Source organism: Streptomyces sp. NPDC090022 (assembly GCF_044748145.1).
Taxonomy (GTDB): domain Bacteria; phylum Actinomycetota; class Actinomycetes; order Streptomycetales; family Streptomycetaceae; genus Streptomyces.
In genome coordinates this window covers 26,362-49,501 of record NZ_JBIVFN010000030.1, presented here as the reverse complement: position 1 = coordinate 49,501, position 23,140 = coordinate 26,362, and the positions used below count along the sequence as shown (strand labels likewise).

The window sequence follows — 23,140 nt, the reverse complement described above, 5'->3', positions numbered from 1 at the left end:
GGCCATGGTGACGGTGGACGTTGACCTGCGGAAGCTGACGGAGCGGGACCTCCCGGCCGTCTGGGAGATGTCGACCGACCCGGTCGCCCTGCGCATGGCGGCGTTCACCGCCCCGGATCCGTACGACCGGGCCGCCTTCGACACGTTCTGGACGCGGACCCTGGGTGACCCGGCCGTGGGCGCGCACGCGATCGTGCTCGACGGCTCGATGGTGGGCTCGCTCATGCTCTTCGGCCCGCCCGAGCGGCGGACGGTGGGCTACTGGGTCGCCCGCGCCCACTGGGGGCGTGGCATCGCCACGGCGGCCCTGCGCGAGCTGCTCGCGCGGGAGCCGCACCGGCCGCTGCACGCGCGGGTGGCGACGGACAACGCGGCATCGCTGCGGGTGCTGACCCGATGCGGCTTCGTCGTAACAGGTACGGAAACGAACTGGGCGCACGGACGGGGCGCGGACACGGAGGAATACATGCTGAGCCTTGGAGCGGTGACCCTGACCCCGTGGTCGGACGCCGACTTCCCGCTGCTGGAGCGCCTGAACGCGCCCGACATGACCGTCTACCTGGGCGGCCCGGAAGCGGCGGACCGCCTCGCCGACCGCCAGCGGCGCTACGTCGCCCTGAGCGCGGCGGCTCCGGCGGCGGGCCGGATGTTCCGGGTGTCGCTGACGGAGACGGGCGAGGACATCGGGTCGGTCGGCTACTGGGAGCGGGAATGGCGCGACGAGGAGGTGTACGAGACGGGGTGGGGCGTGCTGCCGGAGTTCCAGGGACGGGGGCTGGCGGTGGCGGCGGTCGCCGCGGCGGCGTCCCACGCGGCCGCCCACGGCACACGGCCGGCGCTGCACGCCTTCCCGGGCGTGGACCACGCGGCGTCGAACGCGGTGTGCCGCCGGGCGGGCTTCACGCTGCTGGGCGAGACCCAGTTCGAGTACCCCCCGGGCATCTTCCACACCACCCACGACTGGCGCCTCCCCCTGACGCCCTGACCGCCCGCCGGCCCGGCCTCGCCGCGCCGGGGGGCGGAGCCCCGGGGCCGGCACCGCCGGGGGGCGGAGCCCCGGGGCCGGCACCGCCGGGGGGCCGCCGGCCCAGCCGGAGGGTCACGGCGTCAGGACCAGGCGGCCCCGAGTCCCCGGCTTCGCCAGGTGCGCGTGCGCCTCCGCGGCCGCCGCCAACGGATACGTCTGCCCGACCCGCAGGGTCAGCACCCCCGAATCCACCAGCCGAGCCAGCCGCCCCAGCAGCTCGCCGTCGGCCACGACCTCCTGCTCGACCACCCGCACCTCCCGCACCCCCGCCGGCCCAGCCCCCGGGTGCAGCCCCACGTACACCCCGCCGTCCCGTACGAAGCCCAGCGCCGCCTGCCCCAGCACCGCCGCGTCCAGCACCCCGTCCACCACCGGCGCATCCCTCTCCTCGCCCCGCGCCACGAACCCCACCGCCCCCAGCGACCGCACCAGCTCCTCGTCCTGCGCTCCCGCCAGGCCCGTCACCACCAGCCCGGCCGCCGCCGCGAGCTGGACCGCCAGCCCGCCCACGACCCCCGCCGCCCCGGTGACCAGCACCGACGCCCCGGCCGGCAGCCCCAGCAGGTCCACCGCGCGGGCCGCCGTCAGCCCGCTCAGCGGCAGCACCGCCGCCTCCGCCACGCCCACCGACTCCGGCGCCGCCGCCACCGCCGAGGCGTCCAGGACGACGTACTCCGCGTGCGATCCCAGCGGCTTCACCGGCCCGTAGTGCAGGCCCACCACCCGCTGCCCGGCCGTCCAGCCCGTGACTCCCTCGCCCACCGCGTCGACGTCGCCGGCGACGTCCCAGCCCAGCCCGAGCGGACCGGCGTCGCCGCCGCCGAAGACCCCGGCGCGCACCGCCCCGTCCACGGGGTTGAGCCCCGCCGCCCGTACCCGGATCCGTACCTGCCCCGCCGCCGGCACCGGCACCGCGACCTCCGCGATCCGCACCTGCTCCGGGCCGCCGAAACCCTCGACCACGACCGCCTTCATCATGGAATTCTCCCTCTCACGTGCTTCGTTCGTTCCGATGCGCACTAACTTAGGGAGAGGTACTTTCCTTTCGTAAGTACGCACTCCAAAGTGCGTACCCCACCCCGGCGTTCGCCGGGCCGTGACACAGAAAGCAGGCCGCCGCCCATGCCCACCCGCACCGCCGCCGCCCGCCGCGAAGAGGCCCGCAGCGCCTACGACGCCTTCCTCAAGGACTGCCCCACCAGCCAGCTCCTCGCCCGCATCAGCGACAAGTGGGTCAGCCTCATCGTCCCGGCCCTCCAGCAGGCCCCCGGCCCCCTGCGCTACAGCGACCTCGGCCGCCGCATCCCCGGCGTCAGCCAGAAGATGCTCACCCAGACCCTCCGCTCCCTCGAACGCGACGGCATCGTCACCCGTACCGTCACCCCCACCGTCCCCGTCCGCGTCGACTACGCCCTCACCCCGCTCGGCTCCAGCCTCGGCTGCCTGCTCTCCTCCGTGAAGCTCTGGGCCGAGAACCACTTCGACGAGGTCAGCGCCCACCGCGCCACGTACGACGCGTCCGAGACCGAGTCCGCGGCCGAGTCCGGGTCCGCCCCCTGAGGACCCCGGAAAACCCCGCCCCCGCCCCGCCCCCCAATGGCATGCTGATTTCGTGAACGGTCCCGACATCCACCTCACCCTCGCCCCCGAGCTGCGCCTGTTCGCCCCGCCGAGCCGCCGCGCCGACCGCGTGCCGACGCCCACCGACGGCTCGTCCAGCCTCGGCCACGTCGTCGAGTCCGCCGGAGTCCCGCTCACCGAGGTCGGCCGGCTGCTCGTCGACGGCGAGGAGGTCCCGGTCAGCTACGTCCCCACCGGCGGCCAGTCGGTCGAGGTGCTCAGCGTCAGCCGCCCCCAGGAGGTGCCCGGCGCGCCGCTCCGTTTCCTCCTCGACGTCCACCTCGGCACCCTCGCCCGCCGCCTGCGCCTGCTCGGCGTCGACGCCGCGTACGACAACGAGGACCCGGGCGACCCCGCCCTCGCCGCCCGTTCCGCCGCCGAGCAGCGCGTCCTGCTCTCCCGCGACCGCGGCCTGCTGCGCCGCCGCGAGATCTGGGCCGGCGCGTACATCTACAGCGACAACCCCGACGAGCAACTGCGAGACGTCCTCAGCCGGTTCGCCCCCGCCCTGACCCCGTGGACCCGCTGCACCGCCTGCAACGGCCCGCTGCACGACGCCGACAAGGACAGCGTCGGCGACCGCCTCCAGGGCGGCACCCACCGCTCGTACGACGTCTTCGCCCAGTGCTCCGCGTGCGAGCGCGTCTACTGGCGCGGCGCCCACCACGCCCGCCTGGAGCGCATCGTCGACGCGTCCGTGGCCGAGTTCGGCGGCGCCCGCGCCTGACCCGGGCCGCGGGGCCGGGCCGGACCGTACCGGCCCGGCCCCGTGCCTCAGAAGGCGTACGCGTCGCCCGTGTCCAGTGCCAGCACCGCGTGCTCGTTGTTGACCAGGTTGCGGTCGGTCGCCCCGCCGTTCCACCACGTGTCCACCCGGACCACCACCTCCGAGGGCCGGTCCGCCAGCGCCAGGACCAGCCCGATGTGCCGGCCCTGCCCGTGCAGCGGCATCGAGCCCGTCTCGCACAGCACCTCGCGCATCCCGGCCCGGGCGCAGCCCTCCGTCAGCCGCTGCTCGGCGGCCAGGTCCGCGGACAGGCGCAGGCGCAGCGTGGCGCCCGGCACCACCGCCGGCCCGTTGTTCTCGGGGACCAACCAGACCGCCAGTCGGCCCCGCGTCAGCGACACCCGGCCGTGGTACGCCACATCGGCCTCGGCGTCGGCCTCCGCCGGCCCGACCGGCCCGACCGGCCCCGCGGGCCGGTCGGCCGGAGCCGCCCCGGCCGCCCCGGCCACCCCGGCCGTCCCGGCGACTCCGGCCAGCCCGAGGACCAGCGACGCGACCACACTTCGTACGACGACGGCTGCTGCTGCACGCACCGCGACCACCTCCACGCGCGGACGCTAGCCCCACCCGCACCTCACAAGTCGGACCATCACACGAACGAGGGCGCGCCCACCCCCATCCGCACGCACACCCCGCACCCCCGCCGCCCCCTCATCCCCACCACCGCCCCACCTCCTCATGCCACCCTTGCCCCCATGCTGATCACCCGCTCCGTCGCCCTCTTCGCCCTCGCCGCCGTCCTGGAGATCGGCGGCGCATGGCTGGTCTGGCAAGGCGTCAAGGAGCACAAGGGCTGGATCTGGATCGGCGCCGGAGTCATCGCCCTCGGCCTCTACGGTTTCGTCGCCACCCTCCAGCCCCAGGGCGACTTCGCCCGCGTCCTCGCGGCGTACGGCGGCGTCTTCGTCGCCGGGTCACTGGCCTGGGGCGTCGTCGCCGACGGCTACCGCCCCGACCGCTGGGACGTCATCGGCGCCCTGGTCTGCCTGGCCGGCATGGCCCTGATCATGTACGCGCCCCGCGGCCGCTGAGGCCCGCCCGGACAGCGTCCTATGCTGGCCGGGTATCGATCGCCTGACCGAGGAGAGCGCCCCCATGACCAGCCGTACCGCCGTCGTCACCGGGGCCAGCAGCGGAATCGGCGCCGCCACCGCCCGGCAGCTCGCCGCCGTCGGCTACCACGTCGTCCTCACCGCCCGCCGCAAGGACCGGATCGAGAACCTCGCCGCCGAGCTCACCGCCGCCGGCCACGCCGCCACCGCCCACGCCCTCGACGTGACCGACCGCGCCGCCGTCGACGCCTTCGCGGCCTCCCTCTCCCGCTGTGACGTCCTCGTCAACAACGCCGGCGGGGCCATCGGCGCCGAGCCCGTCGCCACCGGCGACCCGGCCGACTGGCGCACGATGTACGAGGTCAACGTCATCGGCACCCTCAACACCACCCAGGCCCTGCTGCCCGCCCTCGTCGAGAGCGGTAACGGCACGGTGGTCGTCCTGTCCTCCACCGCCGGCCACGCCACGTACGAGGGCGGCGCGGGCTACGTCGCCGCCAAGAACGGCGCCCGCGTACTCGCCGAGACCCTCCGCCTGGAGATCGTCGGACAGCCCGTACGCGTGATCGAGATCGCCCCCGGCATGGTCCGCACCGAGGAGTTCGCCACCACCCGCTTCCGCGGCGACAAGGAGAAGGCGGCCAAGGTCTACGCGGGCGTCGCCGAGCCCCTCACCGCCGACGACGTGGCCGACACCATCACCTGGGCCGTGACCCGCCCCAGCCACGTCAACATCGACCTCCTGGTGGTCCGCCCCCGCGCCCAGGCCTCGAACACCAAGGTCCACCGCGAGCTCTGACGCTCCGACCGCCCCGCCCGACGCCCGGCCCCGAAACGTACCGGGCGCCGGGCGCGGTCAGCCGACGCCGTCAGTCGGCCTCAACCCCCACCGCCTCCAGCAGCTGCGGCGTGAGGCAGTTGCACCCCGCCACCTCGTCTGTCAGCGGCCCCGGCGCGAACTCCGTGCTCTCCGGTTTCCCGTCCGGCGCCGTGAAGCTCAGGTAGTCCGCGAACCGGCCGCACACCCCCGTCCGCCGCCGCGGTCGGCGACAGCACCGCCGCCCCCGCCGCATCCCGGCGCACCGCCGCCACCGGGGCAGCGCGCACCTGCACCTTCACCCCGGCGAACGGCCAGACGTCCCCGCTGTCCAGCAGCACCGGCTCCGCCATTGGCAGCCAGCTCTCCACCGCCGTGGCCTGCCCGTCGTCCCGCCACTCCGGCTTGCTGAACACCGCGAACGACGGCGCCACCAGCCCCGCCACCCTGCGGCTGTGATCCCCCGTCGCCCTGCGCAGCGCGGCATCCGCCTTCCGCTCCGCCCACAGTGCGCCGGTCGTCACCCTGACCACGCTCTCGGCGTCCTTCCAGTCCGCGGCGGTACGGCGCTCCCACTCGTACGCGCTGAAGACCTTCTCTGCCTCCGCCTGCGTGATCACCAGCGCCGGAGCCGCCGCGACCGACGGCTTCGCCGCACCACCACCCCCGCCACTCCCGCCACGGCACCCGGCCACCCCGGCCACGACCACGCACACGACAGCGGCCGAGACCGACCGCGTACCCCACCTCCACAGGCCCATCCGCCTGCCCCCTCCCCCTGGACCGGCTCTTCCGGGTCTTGCCTCACCCCACCGGGTCGGGACGCGGTACCGGCAGCAGCTGCGGCCGCTTGGCCGTACGCCCGTCGCCCGACGAACGGCCCCGCAGCCGCCGGCCCAGCCACGGCCCCAGGAACGACGCCACCCACCGGGCCTCGTCCACCGCCATCCGCCAGCCCGTGGGCACCGCCACCGGCCCGCCGGGCAGCGGCAGGGTCCACGTGCCGTCGCTCCCCGGCAGCCCCAGGGCGTCCGCCAGCGCCGCCGCGATCCGCTCGTGCCCCAGCGGCGCCGCGTGCAGCCGGTCCGCCGCCCACAGCCGCCGGTCGGTGACCACCGGGTGACCGGCGCACTCGGCCACGGCCACCCCGTGCCGGTCCGCCGCCTCCCGGATCCGCTCGTTCAGCGCGACCACGCGCGGACCCAGCGGACGCGCCACCGGCGTGATCATCGCGATGTCGGGGAACGTCACCGTCGCGACCCGCGCCCCCTGCGCGGTCAGCGCCGCGAACATCGCCTCCAGGTGCCCGGCTACCTCGTCCGCGTCGAACCGCGGCCGCAGCACGTCGTTGACCCCCGCGACCACTGTCGCCAGACCGGGCCGCAGCGCCAGGGCCGGCGCGAGCTGCTCGGCCCGGACCTGCCCGGCCAGCCGGCCGCGCACGGCCAGATTGGCGTACCGCACGCCCGGCCGGTGCGCCGCGAGCCCCTCGGCCAGCCGATCCGCGAACCCCCGCAGCCCCACCACGTCGTCACCGTCGCCGACACCCTCGGTCTGGCTGTCCCCGAGCGCGACGTACCGCAGCTCCGCCTCACCCATGCCCGGCCCGCCGCTCCTCCAGAACCGCCACCGTGCGCACGTACCAGTCCCGGTTGGCCCGCTCGAACTCCAGCCCCCGCAGACACGTCAGGTACGGCCCGATCCGGTCACCGTGCCGCAGGAAGTCCTCCTCGCCCCGCTCCCCGCGCATCGCCCGCAGCAGCCCGCCGAACAGCTCGATCCGCCCCTCCGCGAACGCGATCCGCTCCGTGAGCTGCGCGATCAGCGCCCCGGTGTCCACGTGATCGGCCGCCTGCACCTTGACCAGCAGGTCGTCACGGATGAACACGGGCTTGGTGGCGGCGGCCGTGAACCGCTCCAGCTCCGCCAGCCCCGCCTCGGTGACCGTGAACAGCCGCTTGTTGGGCCGGGTGTCCTGCACCACCTCCCGCCCCGCGATCAGCCCCTCGCGCTCCAGCTTGGCCAGCTCGGCGTACAGCTGCTGCGGCAACGCGTGCCAGAAGTTCGCCACCCCCATGCCGAACGCCTTGGCCAGCTGATACCCGCTCAGCTCCTCGTCGAGCAGCGCCGCGAGCGCCGCATGACGCAAAGCCACAGCCGCCACCTCCTCCTCTGCCTCTACCCAGGACCCTCACCCCCATGATAGTCAAGAATCTGACTATTCCCATGCATGACTATGCCAGGAGAAGCCATGACGACACCGACAGTGGCCCGCTTCCGCGCAGCGGTCGAAGCCCAGGACCTCACCGCCATCGGCGACCTGTTCACCGACGACGTCCGCCTCTACAGCCCCGTGAAGTTCACGCCCTTCGAGGGCAAGCCGATGGTGCTGGGCCTCTTCGGGGTCCTCCTGCGCACCTTCGAGGACTTCCGGTACGTCGGCCACTTCGACGGCGCCGCCGAAACCTGCACCGACGGCACCGCGACCCCGGCGGCGGGCCTGGTCTTCCGCGCCACGGTCGACGGCAAGCAGATCCACGGCATCGACCTGATCCACCTCGACCCCGAGGACCGCATCCGCGAGTTCACGGTGATGGTCCGCCCCCAGTCAGCGGTCCACACCCTCGGCGAAGCGGTCCTCAAGGGCCTCACCGAAGCCGGCCTGACCTGACCCACCCGCCCGCCCCGGGACCCCTCACTCGAAGGGGTCCCCCTCGGCGGACAGCAGCTGCGGATCCCGGCAGTTGCACCCCACCACCTCGGCCGCCCCACCCCCACCACCCGGCACCTCGATCAACACGGTCATGCTCCGCTTCACGTCGACCCGGCTCCACTTCGCCTGCTTGCCACCGAGGAGGACGTCCACGGGATCGCCCTTGCCGAGCCGGATGTACGCACTCGCCTTCGCGGCCACCGTCCGCTCGTTCTGCACGAGGGAGCAGGCAACCAGGGCCTTGCCGTTCTCCAGCCGCAGCACCGGCAGTTCCGGGCCGCTCGTGGCGTAGTCGTAGCCGGACGCGACCGTCCCCTCCTCCGACTTCCTCGGCTTGAAATGCTCGACCGTGCCGCTGGTCAGCTCACCCGGCGCGAACCAGTCGCCCTTCGGGCCCCCGTCGGCAGGGGCGGTGCCGAGATACTCCGCGTAGCGCTCGCACACCTGCCGATCCGCCGTCGCGGTCGGCGACAACACCACCGCGCCCGACAGGTCGCGGCGCACCGCAGACAGCGGCGTCGGCCGCACCTTCACCTCCACCGGCTGGTACGGCGATGCGTTGGGGAAGCCCGAGGGATCGAACCCCGGTCCGGCAGCCACCCACGACGCCAGGGCGGCCTTCCATTCCCCACCGGGCCCCTCCTGCACGAAATAGTGCACGCCGGACTGCGGATCGTTGTCCCGGCCGTCCGGCTTGCCGAAGACCGCGAACGACCTCGGATAGCCGGGCTGGTCCCGTTCAGCGGGGATCATGAACACCAGCCGGGTGAACCTGGCCGCGTTGACCCTCTTGTCCGACACCCGCCGACGGTCGTAGCCCGCCTGCTGCTCCGCCAGCAGCGGACCGGTCGCCACTTTGGCGATCCCCTCCTTGTCCCGCCAGTCAGTGGACGCCAGGCTCTCCCGCTCGAACCGGTCGAACACCTTCTCCGCCTCGCCCACCGTGAGGACCAACGGCACAGCCACCGGCTCCGCCGCCCCCGACGTACACCCACCCGTCCCCGCGACCAGCGCCGCCAGCACAACCCCGACGGCCACCCCCCTGCCCCACCCCATCCGGCACTCCCCTCCCCAGGCACCTCACCCACACGGGCGAATTCGCACCAAACGCCGAAAACATCCGCACGCCAGATCTAGCGTCGGTCACAAGAACGGCCCCCGCCCGGGATGGCAGTCCTGAGCGAGGGCCTCACCGTCAAGGAAGAAAGGCCTTCCTCGTGGCTGACCAGGACCCTAGCGCGCCCATACGGTTCATGGACCTGACCGACCCCCAATACGCCTACATGTTCGGCTTCTTGCAGGCCGACGGGCACCTCGCACAGGGCGCCGGGCAGAAGGGGCGTCTCACCGTGGAGATCAACGCGCGGGACATCGACATCCTGCGCGAGTTCCAGCAGCTCACGCCGTACCGCAGCACAATCACCGAACGCACGCGCAGCACGAACTTCGCCGCGAGCCACCACTCCGCGACCTGGACCCTGTGCGCCCTCGAAGCACGGATCACGCTCAACCGGCTCGGGCTGCCCTACGGCCGCAAGTCCACGAAGATCGCGCCTCCGCGCTGCGCGTTCTCCCGCCGGGACTACATCCGCGGTGTCATCGACGCCGACGGGTCCGTCGGCTACACCGGCAAGGGGCTTCCCTTCATCTCGCTGACCACCTCGAGCACTGCCGTCGGCGCCTACCTGTGCCACTACGCGAAGAAGGTCACCGGCACAGAACGGCTCATCAGGCGCAACGCGCGCGACGGCGTGTACAACGTGCTCTACACCAAGGAGGCGGCCCAGGAGCTCGCAGAGCACCTGTACTACCCGGGCTGCCTCGCCCTCCGCCGCAAGGGGACCGCCGCCGCGTCCCTGGCCGCGTGGGAGCGACCCGCCGGCATGAGGAAGCAGGGGCCGCAACGGCGGTGGAGCATGGCCGACGACACCACCCTGCTGGAGATCGGCGACCCGGCAGTCGCCGCCACCGCACTCGGTCGGTCCGAGTCCGCCTGCAGGCAGCGCCTGGGGCGCCTGCGCACCGGCTGCGGCCCCTGGCCCGCATCGCCGTAGCGCACCGCAGCACGAGGGGGGGTGCCGCACACGCGGCACCCCCCCTCGGCATTGCATCTCAGCCCTTGACGCAGATCAGCGCCTTCAGCTTGGCCACGACCTGCACCAGGTCGCGCTGCTGGTCCATCACCTGCTCGATCGGCTTGTACGCGGCCGGGATCTCGTCCAGGACACCGGAGTCCTTACGGCACTCCACGCCCCTCGTCTGCTCCGCCAGGTCCCGCACGGAGAACCGCTTCTTCGCCGCCGTCCGGCTCATCTTCCGGCCCGCTCCGTGCGACGCCGAGTTGAAGGCCTTCTCGTTGCCCAGGCCCTTCACGATGTACGAGCTCGTCCCCATCGACCCCGGGATGATCCCGTACTCGCCGCTGCCGGCGCGGATCGCGCCCTTCCGCGTGACCAGCAGGTCCATGCCGTCGTACCGCTCCTCCGCCACGTAGTTGTGGTGGCAGCTGATCTCCTGCTCGAAGGAGACCTTCGCCTTGCGGAACTCCCGCCGCAGAACCTCCTTGAACAGGCTCATCATCACGGCGCGGTTGTACTTGGCGTACTCCTGCGCCCAGAACAGGTCGTTGCGGTACGCCTCCATCTCCGGAGTCGCCGCGAGGAACACCGCGAGGTCGCGGTCGACCAGGTTCTGGTTGTGGGAGAGCCCGCGGGCGACGTTGATGTGGAAGTCCGCCAACTCGTTGCCGATGTTGCGCGACCCCGAGTGCAGGGTGAGCCAGATCGAACCCTCACTATCGAACAAAAGTTCGAGATAGTGGTTTCCCGTGCCCAGCGTCCCCATCTGCCGCAGCGCCCGGTCCCGCCGGAACTTCACCGCGTCCGCGACGTAGTCGAACCGTTCCCACAGGTCCCCGAAGCCCTGGCCCCCGAAGCCGTACAGCCGGTCCGGGTCCACCGCCTCGCGGTGCATGCCCGCGCCCACCGGGATGGCCGCCTCGATCTTCGACCGCAGCTTCGACAGGTCGCCCGGCAGGTCGTCGGCCCTCAGGGACGTCTTCACCGCCGACATCCCGCAGCCGATGTCCACCCCGACCGCCGCCGGACACACCGCGTCCTTCATCGCGATCACCGAGCCGACCGTCGCGCCCTTGCCGACGTGGACGTCCGGCATGACCGCCAGGCCCTTGATCCACGGGAGGGTGGCGACGCCGCGGAGCTGCTCCATGGCGCGGTCCTCGACCGTCGCCGGGTCCGTCCACATCCGGATCGGAACCTTCGCCCCGGGCACCTCTACATACGACATATCGTCCCCACTACCCCGTAAACCACAGAAAAGTCTGAATACGCAAAAAGCCTCGCTCAACGTCCCACATACGACAGGGGACCGGCGTCAGCACCAGCGTGTGCGATAGACATTGTGTCCATCTGCCGTCCAACCGCGGCAACGGATTTATCCCCACCGAAGGGAGCCACGCGACGTGCAGCGCAAGGCGGCGGTACGGCGGACAGCCCTGCCGGGCATCGCATTGGTGACGGCGCTCATGGCCGCCGGATGCACCGGCGCGTCCGGAGGCGGCGGCACCGGTGACGCGAAGGCGGGCGGCGCCACCAGCAACCCCGCGCCCGCGCCGCCGGGCAAGTACCGGAACCTGCCCTCCCCCTGCAAGGCCGTCGACCTCAAGCGACTGAAGGCCATGCTGCCGGCCGCCGACACGCTGACCTCCCAGCAGCGCGACCAAATGTACGCGGGCGTGGCCGACACCTCCTACGACTCCGACCGCCGCGTCGGCTGCCGCTGGAACGCCCAGGGACCGGAGGAGAACCGCCTGCTCCACGTCGACTTCGAGCGCGTGGTCTCCTACGACCGGGCCCTCACCAGCGACGACGACAAGGCGAAGGGGGTGTACGAGCGCCTGCTCGCCGACGCCCATCTGCCCACCCCGGCACCCACAGCGCCCGCCACCCCCACCGCCCCCACCGGCTCCACCGCCCCCACCGCCCCCGCCCCGACGGGCCCGACGGCAACGCAGGCCCCCACCACCGCGCCCGCGTCCCCGCCCGCCGGCACCCCCGGCACCCCCGGCACCCCCGACCCCACCGGCAGCCCGGCCGGTGCCACCGCCGGCGCCACCGGCTCCGCCCCGCCCCCCGAGCTCGGCTCCCGCGTCCTGGAGGGCCTCGGCAGCGCCGCGTTCCTCGACGACAAGCTGAGCGCCGCCGGCGCCATGGCCCAGTCCCGCAGCGTACGGATCGTGTTCCGCACCTCTAATGTGATTGTCACGCTGGAGTACGTCGTCCAGCCGTCCGTCCCCGGCGTGGTGCCCCCCAGCGGCGAAACCCAGGACCGCGCACGGCAGTTGGCGAAGGAACTGGCCGACCGTTTCAGCGACTGACGGCGGCCGGCCGGGCCCCGCGTGACGGCGCGCACAGCATGCCGCCGCCCGGTCGGGCTACCGTTGCCGGGTCCCGCTGCTCCCCTGGATGAAGGAACCATGCACCGATCAGCCTCGCGCCTCACCCGCGTTCTCGCTTGCGCAGCCGTCCCGGTGATCCTCACCGTCGCCGGCTGCTCCTCCGACTCCGGCAAGGGCTCGGGCTCCGGCTCGGGCTCCGGCGGCGACAAGAAGTCCGGTTCGTCGGCTTCCGGCGCCGCGCCGAGCGCGAAGCCGTCGGCGAAGGTGGAGAAGGCCGCGTTCGCGACGCTGCCGGACCCCTGCAAGACCCTGGCGGCCAAGACCATCGAGTCGCTCGTCCCGGAGGCCAAGGACAAGAACGGCACGGCGACCAAGTCGAACGACCTGGCCAGCCGGGCGAGCTGCTCCTGGAACGGTCTGGACGAGGACGGCCTGAAGGGCTCGGACTACCGCTGGCTGGCGGTCTCGCTGGTCCGCTACGACTCCCACGAGACCCTCGGCAGCGGCAACAAGCGCGCCGAGGAGCAGTTCACCAAGCAGGTCGAGACCTCGAAGGCCACCGAGGGCGCGCAGAACGTCAAGGCCGAGCAGGCCGGCGGCGTCGGCGACCAGGCCGTGACGGTCATGTACAACAAGAAGCAGGACGTCGACTTCTTCAACACCACCGTCGTGGTCCGCACCCAGAACGCCGTGATCACGCTCGACTACAACGGTGCCTCCTACGAGGGCCGGCAGGCCCCTGACCACGCGAAGCTGCTCGAAAACGCCGTCGCGGCGGCGCGTGAGGCCGTGGCCTCGGTCGGCACTGCCAACCAGCAGCAGCCCCAGCAGTAGTTGGCCGTACGCTGTGCCTGCCATAGCTCGATAAGGGGAGGGGATCGCGGGTGGCCGCGATGCAGCTGACTCGTACGCACCGAATACTGATCGGTGTCGTGGTCGCCGGAGCCGTGATCATCGCCGCGATCGGTTTCGCGGGTTCGTACTCCGCGGTGCGGGCGCTTGCCCTGAAGAAGGGCTTCGGCGACTTCTCGCTGGTGTTCCCGATCGGTATCGACGCGGGCATCTGTGTGCTGCTCGCCCTCGATCTCCTCCTGACGTGGATCCGGATCCCGTTCCCGCTGCTGCGCCAGACGGCGTGGCTGCTGACGGCGGCGACGATCGCGTTCAACGGCGCGGCGGCCTGGCCGGACCCGCTGGGCGTGGGCATGCACGCCGTGATCCCGGTGCTGTTCGTGGTCACGGTGGAGGCGGCCCGGCACGCGGTGGGGCGGATCGCCGACATCACGGCGGACCGCCACATGGAGGGCGTCCGCATGACGCGGTGGTTCCTCTCGCCGATCCCGACCTTCAAGCTGTGGCGCCGGATGAAGCTGTGGGAGCTGCGCAGTTACGAGCAGGCGGTCGGTATGGAGCAGGACCGCCTGATCTACCAGGCGCGGCTGCAGGCTCGTTACGGCCGGGCGTGGCGCCGCAAGGCTCCGGTGGAGGCCCTGATGCCGCTGCGGCTGGCGCGGATCGGTGTGCCGTTGTCGCAGACGGCTCCGGAGGGTCTGGCGGCGGCGGGCATCGACCCGGCGCTGCTGCCTCCGGCGGCCGCGGAGGTGGCGGGCCCGATGGCCGTTGCCGGGGCGGTTCCGGGCGCCGTTCCGATGGCGGGTCCGGGTGCCGTTCCGGGCGCCGTACCGGTGGCGGCTCCGGTACCGGGCGCGGCCGCCGTGCCCGCGCTGGAGCCGGGCGTGGCAGCAGCCGCAGTGCCGGGCCAGGCGCCCGCCGCTGCGGTGGCGCAGGCCGTGCCGGGCGCCGCGGATCAGCGGGCCGCGGCGGGGAACCAGGCAGCTCCGGCGTTCGCGGTGGAGCCGACGGCCATGCCGGGCCCGCACCCGAGTTCGTGGTTCGCGGCGCACGCGGATCCGCAGGCGGCGCGCGACGCGGCGTACAACCCGAGCTACGTCGAGGGCCTGGAGCCCACTCCGGTGCTGCCCCCGACGGGCCCGGACGAGCAGGAGGCGGAGGTCCGCGCCGCGGTCCCGGCACCGTCCCCGCACCCCGACACCCAGCCGCAGCAGCCCGGCGCGCCCGGCGCGCCGGGTGAGCCCGTCCAGCAGCAGCTGCCGGCCGAACCGGAGCACGCGGACGAGATCGAGTTCGCCGAGGCGGCGTACAAGGTGTTCTTCGCGTACGTGGAGGAGCACAACGACTTCCCCACGACCGAGGCGCTCGACATACACCTCGCCGACCGCTACGGCGTGACCCACCCGCGCAGCGCGTCGCTGCTGCGCCGGCTGATGCCGCAGCTGAAGCAGCGCTACCAGACGGACCTGGAGAACGAGCACATCGCCTGACCCTGCTCACAGGGGCGGATACGCGAAGAGGGCCGGTACCCCGCGGGGTACCGGCCCTCCCTCACGCAGGGGGCGTCACGCCGCCAGCAGCTTGCGCACCCGGTCGGCGCCCACGGCCAGCAGCAGCGTGGGCAGGCGGGGGCCGGTCTCGCGGGTGACCAGGAGGCGGTACAGCAGCGCGAAGAACGACCGCTGCGCGACCTTGAGCTCCGGCGTCGGCTTGGCGTCCGGCTCCAGTCCGGCCATCACCTTCGGTACGCCGTAGACGAGCGTGGTCAGGCCGTCGAGCGACCAGTGCGAGTCCAGGCCTTCCAGGAGCAGCGCCAGGGAGCGGCGGCCCTCGTCGTCGAGCGAGGAGAGCAGCTCGGTGTCGGGCTCCTCGCGTACCAGCGTGCGCTGGTCGGCCGGGACCTGGGTGGTGATCCAGTTCTCGGCGCGGTCCAGGCGCGGGCGGACCTCGTCGAGGGAGGTCAGCGGCTGGGTGGGGTCGAGGTCGCTGAGGATGCGCAGCGTCTGCTCGTCGTGGCCGGCGGTGATGTCGACGACCGAGGCGAGCGTGCGGTACGGCATCGGGCGGGCGGTGCGCGGCAGCTCGTGCGAGGCGACGCGGACGGCGCGGGCGTGGGCGGCGGCGTCGGCGGGCAGCACGGAGCCGTCGGCGACCTTGGTCTCCAGCTTGTCCCACTCGTCGTAGAGGCGCTGGATCTCCTGGTCGAAGGCGATCTTGAAGGACTGGTTGGGCTTGCGGCGGGCGTAGAGCCAGCGCAGCAGCTGCGGCTCCATGATCTTCAGCGCGTCGGCGGGGGTGGGGACGCCGCCCTTGCTGGACGACATCTTGGCCATGCCGCTGATGCCGACGAAGGCGTACATCGGGCCGATGGGCTGCTCGCCGCCGAACAGCGGCACGATCTGGCCGCCGACCTGGAAGGAGGAGCCGGGCGAGGAGTGGTCGACGCCGGAGGGCTCGAAGACGACGCCCTCGCGGGCCCAGCGCATGGGCCAGTCGACCTTCCAGACGAGCTTGCCGCGGTTGAACTCGGACAGCTTGACCGTCTCGGTGAACTCGTCCTCGGTGCAGACGTAGGTCAGCTCGGTGGTCTCGTCGTCGTACGCCGTGACGGTGGTGAAGTCCTTGTTGCAGGAGCCGCAGTAGGGCTTGTAGGGGAAGTACTCGGCGCCCTCGGCGCTGCCGTCGTCCTCGGCGGCCGCGCCGGAGCCCTCGGCGGCCTCCAGCTCGGCCTCGTCGACCGGCTTCTGCGACTGCTTCTTGCCGCCCGGCTTCTGCTTGGTGCGGTACTGGTCGAGCACGGCGTCGATGTCGCCGCGGTGCTTCATCGCGAACAGCACCTGCTCGCGGTAGGCGCCGGAGGTGTACTGCTCGGTCTGGCTGATCGGGTCGTACTCGACGCCGAGCTCGGCCAGCGCCTCGACCATGGCGGCCTTGAAGTGCTCGGCCCAGTTCGGGTACGCGGAGCCCTCGGGGGCGGGCACGGCGGTCAGGGGGCGGCCGATGTGCTGGGCGTGGGACTCCTCGCTGACGCCGGGGATGCCCTTGGGCACCTTGCGGTAGCGGTCGTAGTCGTCCCAGGACAGCACGTGGCGGACCTCGCGGCCGCGGCGGCGGATCTCGTCGGCGACCAGGTGCGGGGTCATGACCTCGCGCAGGTTGCCGAGGTGGATCGGGCCGGAGGGGGACAGGCCGGAGGCGACGACGACAGGTTTGCCCGGCGCACGGCGGTCCGACTCGGCGATGACCTCGTCCGCGAAACGGGAGACCCAGTCGGTCTCGGTGCTGCTCTGGGCGCTCTGAGCCACGTCACGTCCTTCTATCTCGTCTGCCGGCCCGTATGCCGAATGCCGGATGCCGGCCTAGGCCATTCTCCCAGACGAAGGGGCCCGCTCCGGGGTTGCTTTTCTCCCGCGAAATGGGGAGGCCCCCCGTGGGATACTCGTCACTCGTAGGAACACCCAGTACCAGGAACACCCAGTACCGGGAGCACCCGGTACCCGGTACCCAGACTCACAGGAACGGCAGCTCATGGCCTCGGTCCCTTCCCTCGCTTCCTCCGTCGACCAGCGTGTCTCGGCCGCCCTCGTCTCCGCCCTGCCGGAGGCCGGTGCCGCCGACCCGCTGCTGCGACGAAGCGACCGGGCCGACTTCCAGGCCAACGGCATCCTGGCGCTCGCGAAGAAGGCGAAGGCCAATCCGCGTGAGCTGGCGGCGACCGTGCTGGAGGGCCTGGACAAGGGCGGGGTGATCGAGGAGATCGAGGTCTCCGGCCCCGGCTTCCTCAACATCACCGTCTCCGACCGCGCCATCGTCGAGACGCTGGCCGCGCGGGCCGCCGACGACCGGCTGGGCGTGCCGGTCAACCCGGCCGCCGGCACCACGGTGATCGACTACGCGCAGCCGAACGTGGCCAAGGAGATGCACGTCGGCCACCTGCGGTCGGCGGTCATCGGCGCGGCGATGGTGGAGATCCTCGAGTTCACGGGCGAGACGGTGGTCCGGCGCCACCACATCGGCGACTGGGGCACCCAGTTCGGCATGCTCATCCAGTACCTGATGGAGCACCCGCACGAGCTGGACCACAAGGCGGCGGCGTCCGACGCGGAGACCTCGGGCGAGGAGGCGATGTCGAACCTGAACCGCCTCTACAAGGCCTCGCGCGCGCTCTTCGACTCCGACGAGGAGTTCAAGACGCGGGCCCGGGCCCGGGTGGTGGACCTCCAGGCCGGCGACGCCGAGACCCTCGCGCTGTGGCAGCGGTTCGTGGACGAGTCGAAGATCTACTTCTACTCGGTCTTCGACAAGCTGGACATGGACATCCAGGACCCGGACATCGTGGGCGAGTCCGGCTACAACGACATGCTGGTGGAGACCTGCCGGCTGCTGGAGGAGTCGGGCGTGGCCGTCCGCTCCAACGGCGCGCTGTGCGTGTTCTTCGACGAGTACAAGGGCCCGGACGGCAACCCGACCCCCCTGATCGTCCAGAAGTCGGACGGCGGCTTCGGCTACGCGGCCACCGACCTGTCGGCGATCCGTGACCGGGTGGGCCACCTCAAGGCGAGCACGCTGCTGTACGTGGTGGACGCGCGCCAGTCCCTGCACTTCAAGATGGTCTTCGAGACCGCCCGCCGGGCCGGCTGGCTGAACGAGGACGTCCACGCCCACCAGCTGGCCTTCGGCACGGTGCTGGGCGCGGACGGCAAGCCGTTCAAGACCCGTGAGGGCGAGACGGTGCGGCTGGTGGACCTCCTGGACGAGGCGGTGGACCGGGCGACGTCGGTCGTCCGCGAGAAGGCGGAGAAGGTCGGCCTGACGGAGCAGGAGATCGTCGAGAACGGCCGGTACGTGGGCATCGGCGCGGTGAAGTACGCCGACCTGTCGACGTCGGCGGCGCGGGACTACAAGTTCGACCTGGACCAGATGGTCTCGCTCAACGGCGACACGTCCGTGTACCTCCAGTACGCGTACGCCCGGATCCGCTCGATCCAGCGCCGGCTGCCCGACGTGACGCCCAAGGCGCACCCGGAGCTGAAGCTGGCCCCGGCGGAGCGCGCCATGGGCCTGCACCTGGACGCCTTCGGCGAGCTGGTGGCGGATGCGGCCAAGGAGTACGCGCCGCACAAGCTGGCCGCGTACCTGTACCAGCTGGCCTCGCACCTGACGGCGTTCTACGACCAGTGCCCGGTCGCCCAGGCCGAGACGGCGGAGCTGCGGGAGAACCGCCTCTTCCTGATCGACCTGACGGCCCGCACCCTGTCGAAGGGCATGGCCCTGCTGGGCATCCGCACCCCCGAGAAGCTCTGACTCTGACCCCTCGGGGCCGCGTCCCGTAGACCGTGAAGGCACCGCCGGCGCCCGCGCCGCCGGTGCCTTCGCGCTCTGCGAGCGCGCTCCGCGGGCGGGCCGCTCAGCCGAGGATGCGCCGTACGGGCTGCCCGGTGACCCGGGCGATGGTCTCGAAGTCGTTGTCCTGGTGCAGGACGGTCAGCCGGTGGTGCTGGGCGATCACCGCCACGAGCAGGTCGACGGGGCTCGCGCACTGGTGGGCTCCCGCGTCCGCCAGTCGCTGCTGGAGGGCCGCCGTGTCGTCCCAGACCGCATCGCGTGCCGGCCAGTACGGGAACACCGAGCGGAGCAGGCCGTCGGCCTCGTAGTAGGCGGCCCGGCCGCCCACCGCCCGCAGGTACTCCTGACGGACCGGCTCGCACAGGCCCACACGCCCGGACTCGATGAGCCTGTCCCATTCAGGTCCGGCCTGGCGCCGGTACACGTGCACCAGAGCGCTCGTGTCGATGAGAAAGCTCTCGCTCACGCAGCCGACTGCCCTGTGGCCTCCGGGCCCTCGGCCTCCGGGCCGTTGGTCTCCGTGTCTCCGGAGTCGCCGTAGCCGATCACCCCGAAGTCGATCTCGCCGTCGTCGACCATCTGCCGCATCCGCTCGATCGCGGCGGCCCGGCGCCGACGGTCGGCGACCTCCCGGAGCGCGGCGTTCACCGTGTCCTTCTTCGTCGTCGTTCCGAGGAGCTGGGCGGCCTCGGCGAGCGCCTCGTCGTCCAGGTCGATCACCGTTCTGGACATGGCGGCCTCCGAAGGAAGTCGGCGTATATACGATTCCCAAACAAGATATCACCGCCCGCCCTCCCTCGGATGGCGGGATTCCACCCCCGGTGGCCGGGTAGGGAAGGCCCGTCCTTCCCCGCCCCACCCCCCTGGAGGCCCCGTGCCAGAGAAGAACGGCCCCTACCTGCCCGGCACCCCCTGCTGGGTCGACCTGATGGTTCCCGACCAGCAGGCCGCGATCGACTTCTACTGCGACCTGTTCGGCTGGCAGGGCCAGGTCGGCCCGGCCGAGACCGGCGGCTACGCCGTCTGCTCGCTCAAGGGCAAGCCGGTGGCCGGGATCATGGCCGCCATGAACCCGGACGGCAGCGTGCCGGACCCGATGCCGCCGTCGGTGTGGACGACGTACCTGGCCACGGACGACGTGGACGCCACGCTGACCTCCATCGGCGACGAGGGCGGCAAGGTGGTCATGCCCGCCATGGACGTGACGACCATCGGCCGGATGGCGGTCGTGGCCGACCCGCAGGGCGCGGTGTTCGGGCTGTGGCAGGCCGGGGAGTTCACCGGCGCGGGGATCGTCAACGAGCCGGGCGCGGTGATCTGGAACGAGCTGAGCACCAGCGACACGGACGCGGCGGGCGGCTTCTACCGCAAGGTCCTGCCGATCACGCCGGCCCCGGCGGAGATGGAGGGCGCGGAGGGGTACACGGAGCTCAAGGTCGGCGGGCGCGGGGTGGCCGGGATGATGAACCTGGACAAGGTCCCGCCGGGCACGCCGCCGCACTGGCTGACGTACTTCCAGGTGGACGACGTGGACAGCGTGTCCGACGCGGCGGTCCGCGCGGGCGGCAACCTGCTCCAGCCGCCGTTCGACATGGTGGCGGGCCGCATGGCGGTCCTGTCGGACCCCCAGGGCGGCGTCTTCGCCATCATCACGGAACCGAACCCGGAACAACCGGCCTGACGCCCCCGCCAGGCGGTCCCATTCAGCCCGGCCCCAATCCGGCTCCGCCGGGCCCCCTCCAGCGCCACCGGGCACCAACCCGGCCCCGCCGGCGTTTGAGGCGCGGGGGGCCGGGGGCGGAGCCCCCGAAACCCTGCCCCACCGGGCCCCCTCCAGCGCCACCCGGCACCCAACCCAGCCCCGCCGGCGATTGGCGCAGAGGGCCCGGGGGCGGCGCCCCCGAGACCCTTAGGCCCCGCCACCCCCGGCGCGCCGCCGCACAAGGGCCTCCAGGCCGTCCAGGATCCGCTCCAGCCCGAAGCTGAACTCCGCATCCGGCGCGTCCGCCCCGCCCAGCACCCCCGACCGCAGCAACCGCGTCACGGCAGGGTGCCGGTCCGGATCCGTCAGCACGGTCAGCGTGTTGGTGTAGCGCGCCAGCACCTGGTCCGGCGACACCCCGCTCTTGATGATGGCGTCCATCATGTCGGCCATCAGCGTCGCCTCGTTCCGCACGAGGCCCCCGACCAGCATCAGCGCCGAGAGCTTCTCGCCCTCCTCCAGCCCCGAGTGCGCCAGCGCCGCGAGCCCCCGCTCCATCCAGGCGACCTGGTTCGGCGTCGCGGGCGGCCCGGTGATCGGGATGCGCAGGATCCAGGTGTTCTGCTGGAGCATCGCCCGCTGCTGGCAGGCCCATTCGCCGAACGCCGCACGCCAGCCACCGGGCCCGCCCGGGTCCGCCGAGGCCGGCGGCGGCTGACCCACGCCCACGTCCGCCATCAGCACGTACAGCTCGTCCTTCGCCGCGACGTACCGGTACAACGACATGGTCGAGGCGCCGAGTTCCTTGGCGACCCGCCCCATCGACACGGCCTCCACGCCCTCGGTCGCCGCGAGCCGCACGGCCGCCGCCACGATCCGGTCGAGGGTCAGCGCGGGCCGCGGCCCCTTCGTACGGCGTTCCCGCAGCCCCCAGGCCACCTCCAGGCTCGCCTCGCCCTGACGGGAGCCCCGCGATGACCACCCCGACCGCCGCCGCCCGCCCCCCGGCCGCCCGCCCCGCCGCCGGGGCCGCCGCCCCCGCCCGTACGGCCACCCCGCGCACGGTCGCCGCCCGCACCATGGCCGCGCGCAGTCTGAACATCAGCCGCCGCAGCCCGGACGCGCTGATCACCGCGCTGATGCTGCCGGTCATGCTGATGCTGATCTTCGTGTACTTCTTCGGCGGCGCCATCGACACCGGCACCGCGTACGTCACCTACGTGGTCCCCGGAGCGATGCTGCTCTGCGCCGGCTTCGGCGCCGCCTCGACCGCCGTCAGCGTCGCCGACGACATGAGATGCGGCATCATCGACCGCTTCCGCGCCCTCGACATCGGCGGCATCCCCATCCTCGCCGGCCACGTCACCGCCTCGGTGCTGCGCAACCTGGTCTCCACCACCCTGGTGCTGGCCGTCGCCCTCGCCATCGGCTTCCGCCCGCAGGCCGGTCCCCTGGCCCTGCTCGCCGCCGCCGGCCTCCTGACCGCGTACATCACGGCCATCTCCTGGCTCGCGGCCGCGCTGGGCCTGGCCGCCAAGTCGCCCGAGGCGGCAGGCGGGTTCACCTTCCTGATGATGTTCCTGCCCTACCCCTCCAGCGCCTTCGTCCCCATCCACACCATGCCCACCTGGCTCCACGGCTTCGCCGAGCACCAGCCGCTGACCCCGGTCATCGAGTCCCTGCGCGCCCTGCTCCTGGACCGGGACCCGGGCACCACCCCCTGGGTGGCGCTGGCCTGGTGCGCCGGCATCACGCTGGCCGCCCTGGCCCTGACGGCGCTCCTGTTCCGCCGCCGCACGGCCTGAGGCTCCGGCGGGCGCCGAGACCCTGGTCCCCTCCACGTCGGGCGTCGGAGGGGTTCCGGGGTCATCCCGTCAGCCCTCACTGTCCTTCCGTGCCGGGACGGCCTGTCAAGAGCGCTCCTTCGTCGCGTCGCTGCGCGATTCCGCTTCGCTCCACTCCTGACAGGCCGTCCCGTCCCGGAAAGACAAGGACTGTCGGGACGCCCCCGAAAGAACGAGAGGTCGGCACTCCACCAAGCCGGGGTGTCGAAGGTCTGCCCAGGAGCCAGGCCAGTCCGTTTCCCGGCACGCCAGGGTGCGCCGGCCGCCCCCTGGGAAGGGCACGCGCCAGATCGCTACGCGCTCCTGCCGGCATAGCGGGCGCGGACCGGCCGTGGCCGGACTGAGGTCGACCCGGACACCCGCCGTCAACGCTCGATGCCGCCGTTGCACGCGGCGACAACAAACCCTGCGCTGTCCGCTAACGACCGGGCACCACCGCCGTCGGCACACTTCAGGAGTCGGCTGCTCCCCACACGCCCGTCCGCGGCGGCGGAGGACGCACCGGCAGCACCGCACATCGGCACCACATGTCCGCACGACGTCCGATCGACGGTCCGAACGACAAGGGGAACCGCAATGCGCAGGACGCACAAGCTCGCACTGTCCGCCGTGATGGCCGGCGCCGCATTCTTCGCCATGGCCGCTCCGGCCTCGGCCTCGTCCATCTCCACCCCGGGAGGCGGCGCCTTCGCCTACTACGACCCGAACAGGAACATGTTCGGCCTCCAGGACTCCAAGTCCGACGGGAACAGCGTCTTCATCGAGTACTGGGTCAACAACAAGAAGCAGCCCCGAATCGTGAACTACAACGGCAGCGGCTCGTGGCGCGACTACTACATCAGCGGCGACGGCCAGCCCCTGCGCTGGAAGCTCTGTGTCGACATCTCGTGGTCCCCGGACGTCTGCTCCGGGACCCTCTACGAGACGGTCTGACCGGCACCAAGACCGGTTCCTGTTCCGGTC

General features: G+C 72.4%; 25 protein-coding genes and 1 pseudogene. 15 read left to right on the top strand and 11 right to left on the bottom strand.

The genetic code is table 11. The annotated features are described in order from the left end of the window. Nucleotides 1-4: 4 nt before the first annotated feature. Both ACIPXB_RS32725 and ACIPXB_RS32720 read left to right on the top strand, forming a co-directional pair. A pseudogene (locus ACIPXB_RS32725) lies at nucleotides 5-397 on the top strand (GNAT family N-acetyltransferase); the annotation flags it as partial. A gap of 69 nt (nucleotides 398-466) precedes the next feature. Beyond that, complete coding sequence (locus ACIPXB_RS32720; RefSeq protein ID WP_401455926.1) at nucleotides 467-985, top strand: GNAT family N-acetyltransferase; 519 nt, start codon at nucleotides 467-469, stop codon at nucleotides 983-985. 114 nt (nucleotides 986-1,099) lie between these two features. On the opposite strand, the gene ACIPXB_RS32715 is transcribed toward ACIPXB_RS32720, so the two are convergent. Further along, on the bottom strand, nucleotides 1,100-2,002 hold the full coding sequence (locus ACIPXB_RS32715) for an NADP-dependent oxidoreductase (protein ID WP_401455924.1): 903 nt from the start codon (nucleotides 2,000-2,002) through the stop codon (nucleotides 1,100-1,102). 147 nt (nucleotides 2,003-2,149) lie between these two features. Here ACIPXB_RS32715 and ACIPXB_RS32710 point away from each other — a divergent pair, with 147 nt between their 5' ends. Both ACIPXB_RS32710 and ACIPXB_RS32705 read left to right on the top strand, forming a co-directional pair. After that, entirely contained in the window at nucleotides 2,150-2,587 is a 438-nt protein-coding gene (locus ACIPXB_RS32710) for a winged helix-turn-helix transcriptional regulator (RefSeq protein WP_401455839.1), read from the top strand. Between the two features lie 52 nt (nucleotides 2,588-2,639). After that, nucleotides 2,640-3,374, top strand: a complete 735-nt coding sequence (locus tag ACIPXB_RS32705; RefSeq protein ID WP_401455837.1) for a Mut7-C RNAse domain-containing protein — start codon at nucleotides 2,640-2,642, stop codon at nucleotides 3,372-3,374. 47 nt (nucleotides 3,375-3,421) lie between these two features. Here ACIPXB_RS32705 and ACIPXB_RS32700 read toward each other — a convergent pair whose 3' ends face one another. Next, nucleotides 3,422-3,967, bottom strand: coding sequence for a hypothetical protein (locus ACIPXB_RS32700; protein WP_401455835.1), 546 nt, complete (start codon nucleotides 3,965-3,967; stop codon nucleotides 3,422-3,424). Between the two features lie 162 nt (nucleotides 3,968-4,129). Between ACIPXB_RS32700 and ACIPXB_RS32695 the strand changes: the two genes are divergently transcribed. Then, the gene (locus tag ACIPXB_RS32695) at nucleotides 4,130-4,465 is read left to right on the top strand and encodes a YnfA family protein (protein ID WP_401455833.1); all 336 of its coding nucleotides are present in this window, start codon (nucleotides 4,130-4,132) and stop codon (nucleotides 4,463-4,465) included. Nucleotides 4,466-4,529: 64 nt separating this feature from the next. Next, on the top strand, nucleotides 4,530-5,285 hold the full coding sequence (locus tag ACIPXB_RS32690; RefSeq protein WP_401455832.1) for an SDR family NAD(P)-dependent oxidoreductase: 756 nt from the start codon (nucleotides 4,530-4,532) through the stop codon (nucleotides 5,283-5,285). 80 nt (nucleotides 5,286-5,365) lie between these two features. Here the strand turns inward: ACIPXB_RS32690 and ACIPXB_RS32685 are convergent, their stop codons facing one another. From ACIPXB_RS32685 to ACIPXB_RS32675, 3 genes are all read right to left on the bottom strand, one after another. Continuing rightward, nucleotides 5,366-6,007 carry a hypothetical protein gene (locus ACIPXB_RS32685; RefSeq protein ID WP_401455831.1) on the bottom strand — a complete coding sequence of 214 codons (642 nt, stop codon included), beginning with the start codon at nucleotides 6,005-6,007 and terminating at the stop codon, nucleotides 5,366-5,368. 100 nt (nucleotides 6,008-6,107) lie between these two features. Beyond that, nucleotides 6,108-6,902: an SGNH/GDSL hydrolase family protein gene (locus ACIPXB_RS32680; RefSeq protein WP_401455830.1), complete on the bottom strand. Its 795-nt coding sequence runs from the start codon at nucleotides 6,900-6,902 to the stop codon at nucleotides 6,108-6,110. Then, nucleotides 6,895-7,458, bottom strand: a complete 564-nt coding sequence (locus tag ACIPXB_RS32675) for a PadR family transcriptional regulator (RefSeq protein ID WP_401455828.1) — start codon at nucleotides 7,456-7,458, stop codon at nucleotides 6,895-6,897. The genes ACIPXB_RS32680 and ACIPXB_RS32675 overlap by 8 nt, the downstream gene beginning before the upstream one ends. Before the next feature lie 96 nt (nucleotides 7,459-7,554). Between ACIPXB_RS32675 and ACIPXB_RS32670 the strand changes: the two genes are divergently transcribed. Further along, nucleotides 7,555-7,974, top strand: a complete 420-nt coding sequence (locus ACIPXB_RS32670; RefSeq protein WP_401455827.1) for a nuclear transport factor 2 family protein — start codon at nucleotides 7,555-7,557, stop codon at nucleotides 7,972-7,974. Between the two features lie 24 nt (nucleotides 7,975-7,998). On the opposite strand, the gene ACIPXB_RS32665 is transcribed toward ACIPXB_RS32670, so the two are convergent. Next, complete coding sequence (locus tag ACIPXB_RS32665) at nucleotides 7,999-8,958, bottom strand: hypothetical protein (protein ID WP_401455826.1); 960 nt, start codon at nucleotides 8,956-8,958, stop codon at nucleotides 7,999-8,001. Nucleotides 8,959-9,269: 311 nt separating this feature from the next. Between ACIPXB_RS32665 and ACIPXB_RS32660 the strand changes: the two genes are divergently transcribed. After that, a complete protein-coding gene (locus tag ACIPXB_RS32660) occupies nucleotides 9,270-10,070 on the top strand; it encodes an LAGLIDADG family homing endonuclease (RefSeq protein ID WP_401455824.1) in 801 nt (266 codons plus the stop codon). Nucleotides 10,071-10,128: 58 nt separating this feature from the next. Here ACIPXB_RS32660 and ACIPXB_RS32655 read toward each other — a convergent pair whose 3' ends face one another. Next, nucleotides 10,129-11,322, bottom strand: a complete 1,194-nt coding sequence (locus tag ACIPXB_RS32655; RefSeq protein ID WP_401455822.1) for an RtcB family protein — start codon at nucleotides 11,320-11,322, stop codon at nucleotides 10,129-10,131. A 175-nt stretch (nucleotides 11,323-11,497) separates the two neighbouring features. Between ACIPXB_RS32655 and ACIPXB_RS32650 the strand changes: the two genes are divergently transcribed. The 3 genes from ACIPXB_RS32650 (at nucleotide 11,498) to ACIPXB_RS32640 (ending at nucleotide 14,775) form a co-directional block, all read left to right on the top strand. Then, nucleotides 11,498-12,412 carry a DUF3558 domain-containing protein gene (locus tag ACIPXB_RS32650; RefSeq protein ID WP_401455819.1) on the top strand — a complete coding sequence of 305 codons (915 nt, stop codon included), beginning with the start codon at nucleotides 11,498-11,500 and terminating at the stop codon, nucleotides 12,410-12,412. A 99-nt stretch (nucleotides 12,413-12,511) separates the two neighbouring features. Further along, nucleotides 12,512-13,267, top strand: a complete 756-nt coding sequence (locus tag ACIPXB_RS32645; RefSeq protein WP_401455817.1) for a DUF3558 family protein — start codon at nucleotides 12,512-12,514, stop codon at nucleotides 13,265-13,267. Between the two features lie 50 nt (nucleotides 13,268-13,317). Continuing rightward, nucleotides 13,318-14,775, top strand: coding sequence for a DUF2637 domain-containing protein (locus ACIPXB_RS32640; RefSeq protein WP_401455815.1), 1,458 nt, complete (start codon nucleotides 13,318-13,320; stop codon nucleotides 14,773-14,775). Nucleotides 14,776-14,850: 75 nt separating this feature from the next. Here the strand turns inward: ACIPXB_RS32640 and lysS are convergent, their stop codons facing one another. Next, nucleotides 14,851-16,590, bottom strand: coding sequence for a lysine--tRNA ligase (gene lysS, locus ACIPXB_RS32635; protein ID WP_401455813.1), 1,740 nt, complete (start codon nucleotides 16,588-16,590; stop codon nucleotides 14,851-14,853). A gap of 223 nt (nucleotides 16,591-16,813) precedes the next feature. On the opposite strand from lysS, the gene argS reads away from it, so the two are divergent. Beyond that, nucleotides 16,814-18,589, top strand: a complete 1,776-nt coding sequence (argS, locus tag ACIPXB_RS32630; RefSeq protein WP_401455811.1) for an arginine--tRNA ligase — start codon at nucleotides 16,814-16,816, stop codon at nucleotides 18,587-18,589. A 103-nt stretch (nucleotides 18,590-18,692) separates the two neighbouring features. On the opposite strand, the gene ACIPXB_RS32625 is transcribed toward argS, so the two are convergent. Continuing rightward, entirely contained in the window at nucleotides 18,693-19,097 is a 405-nt protein-coding gene (locus ACIPXB_RS32625; protein WP_401455810.1) for a PIN domain nuclease, read from the bottom strand. Continuing rightward, on the bottom strand, nucleotides 19,094-19,363 hold the full coding sequence (locus tag ACIPXB_RS32620; protein ID WP_401455808.1) for a type II toxin-antitoxin system VapB family antitoxin: 270 nt from the start codon (nucleotides 19,361-19,363) through the stop codon (nucleotides 19,094-19,096). Before ACIPXB_RS32620 ends, ACIPXB_RS32625 begins: the two co-directional genes overlap by 4 nt. A gap of 142 nt (nucleotides 19,364-19,505) precedes the next feature. On the opposite strand from ACIPXB_RS32620, the gene ACIPXB_RS32615 reads away from it, so the two are divergent. Next, the gene (locus ACIPXB_RS32615; RefSeq protein WP_401455806.1) at nucleotides 19,506-20,312 is read left to right on the top strand and encodes a VOC family protein; all 807 of its coding nucleotides are present in this window, start codon (nucleotides 19,506-19,508) and stop codon (nucleotides 20,310-20,312) included. A 228-nt stretch (nucleotides 20,313-20,540) separates the two neighbouring features. Here the strand turns inward: ACIPXB_RS32615 and ACIPXB_RS32610 are convergent, their stop codons facing one another. Then, on the bottom strand, nucleotides 20,541-21,272 hold the full coding sequence (locus ACIPXB_RS32610; protein ID WP_401455804.1) for a TetR/AcrR family transcriptional regulator: 732 nt from the start codon (nucleotides 21,270-21,272) through the stop codon (nucleotides 20,541-20,543). 140 nt (nucleotides 21,273-21,412) lie between these two features. On the opposite strand from ACIPXB_RS32610, the gene ACIPXB_RS32605 reads away from it, so the two are divergent. Together ACIPXB_RS32605 and ACIPXB_RS32600 are read left to right on the top strand one after the other, a co-directional pair. Next, nucleotides 21,413-22,138: an ABC transporter permease gene (locus ACIPXB_RS32605; RefSeq protein WP_401455922.1), complete on the top strand. Its 726-nt coding sequence runs from the start codon at nucleotides 21,413-21,415 to the stop codon at nucleotides 22,136-22,138. Nucleotides 22,139-22,753: 615 nt separating this feature from the next. Further along, nucleotides 22,754-23,110: a hypothetical protein gene (locus ACIPXB_RS32600; protein WP_401455802.1), complete on the top strand. Its 357-nt coding sequence runs from the start codon at nucleotides 22,754-22,756 to the stop codon at nucleotides 23,108-23,110. Nucleotides 23,111-23,140: the final 30 nt, after the last annotated feature.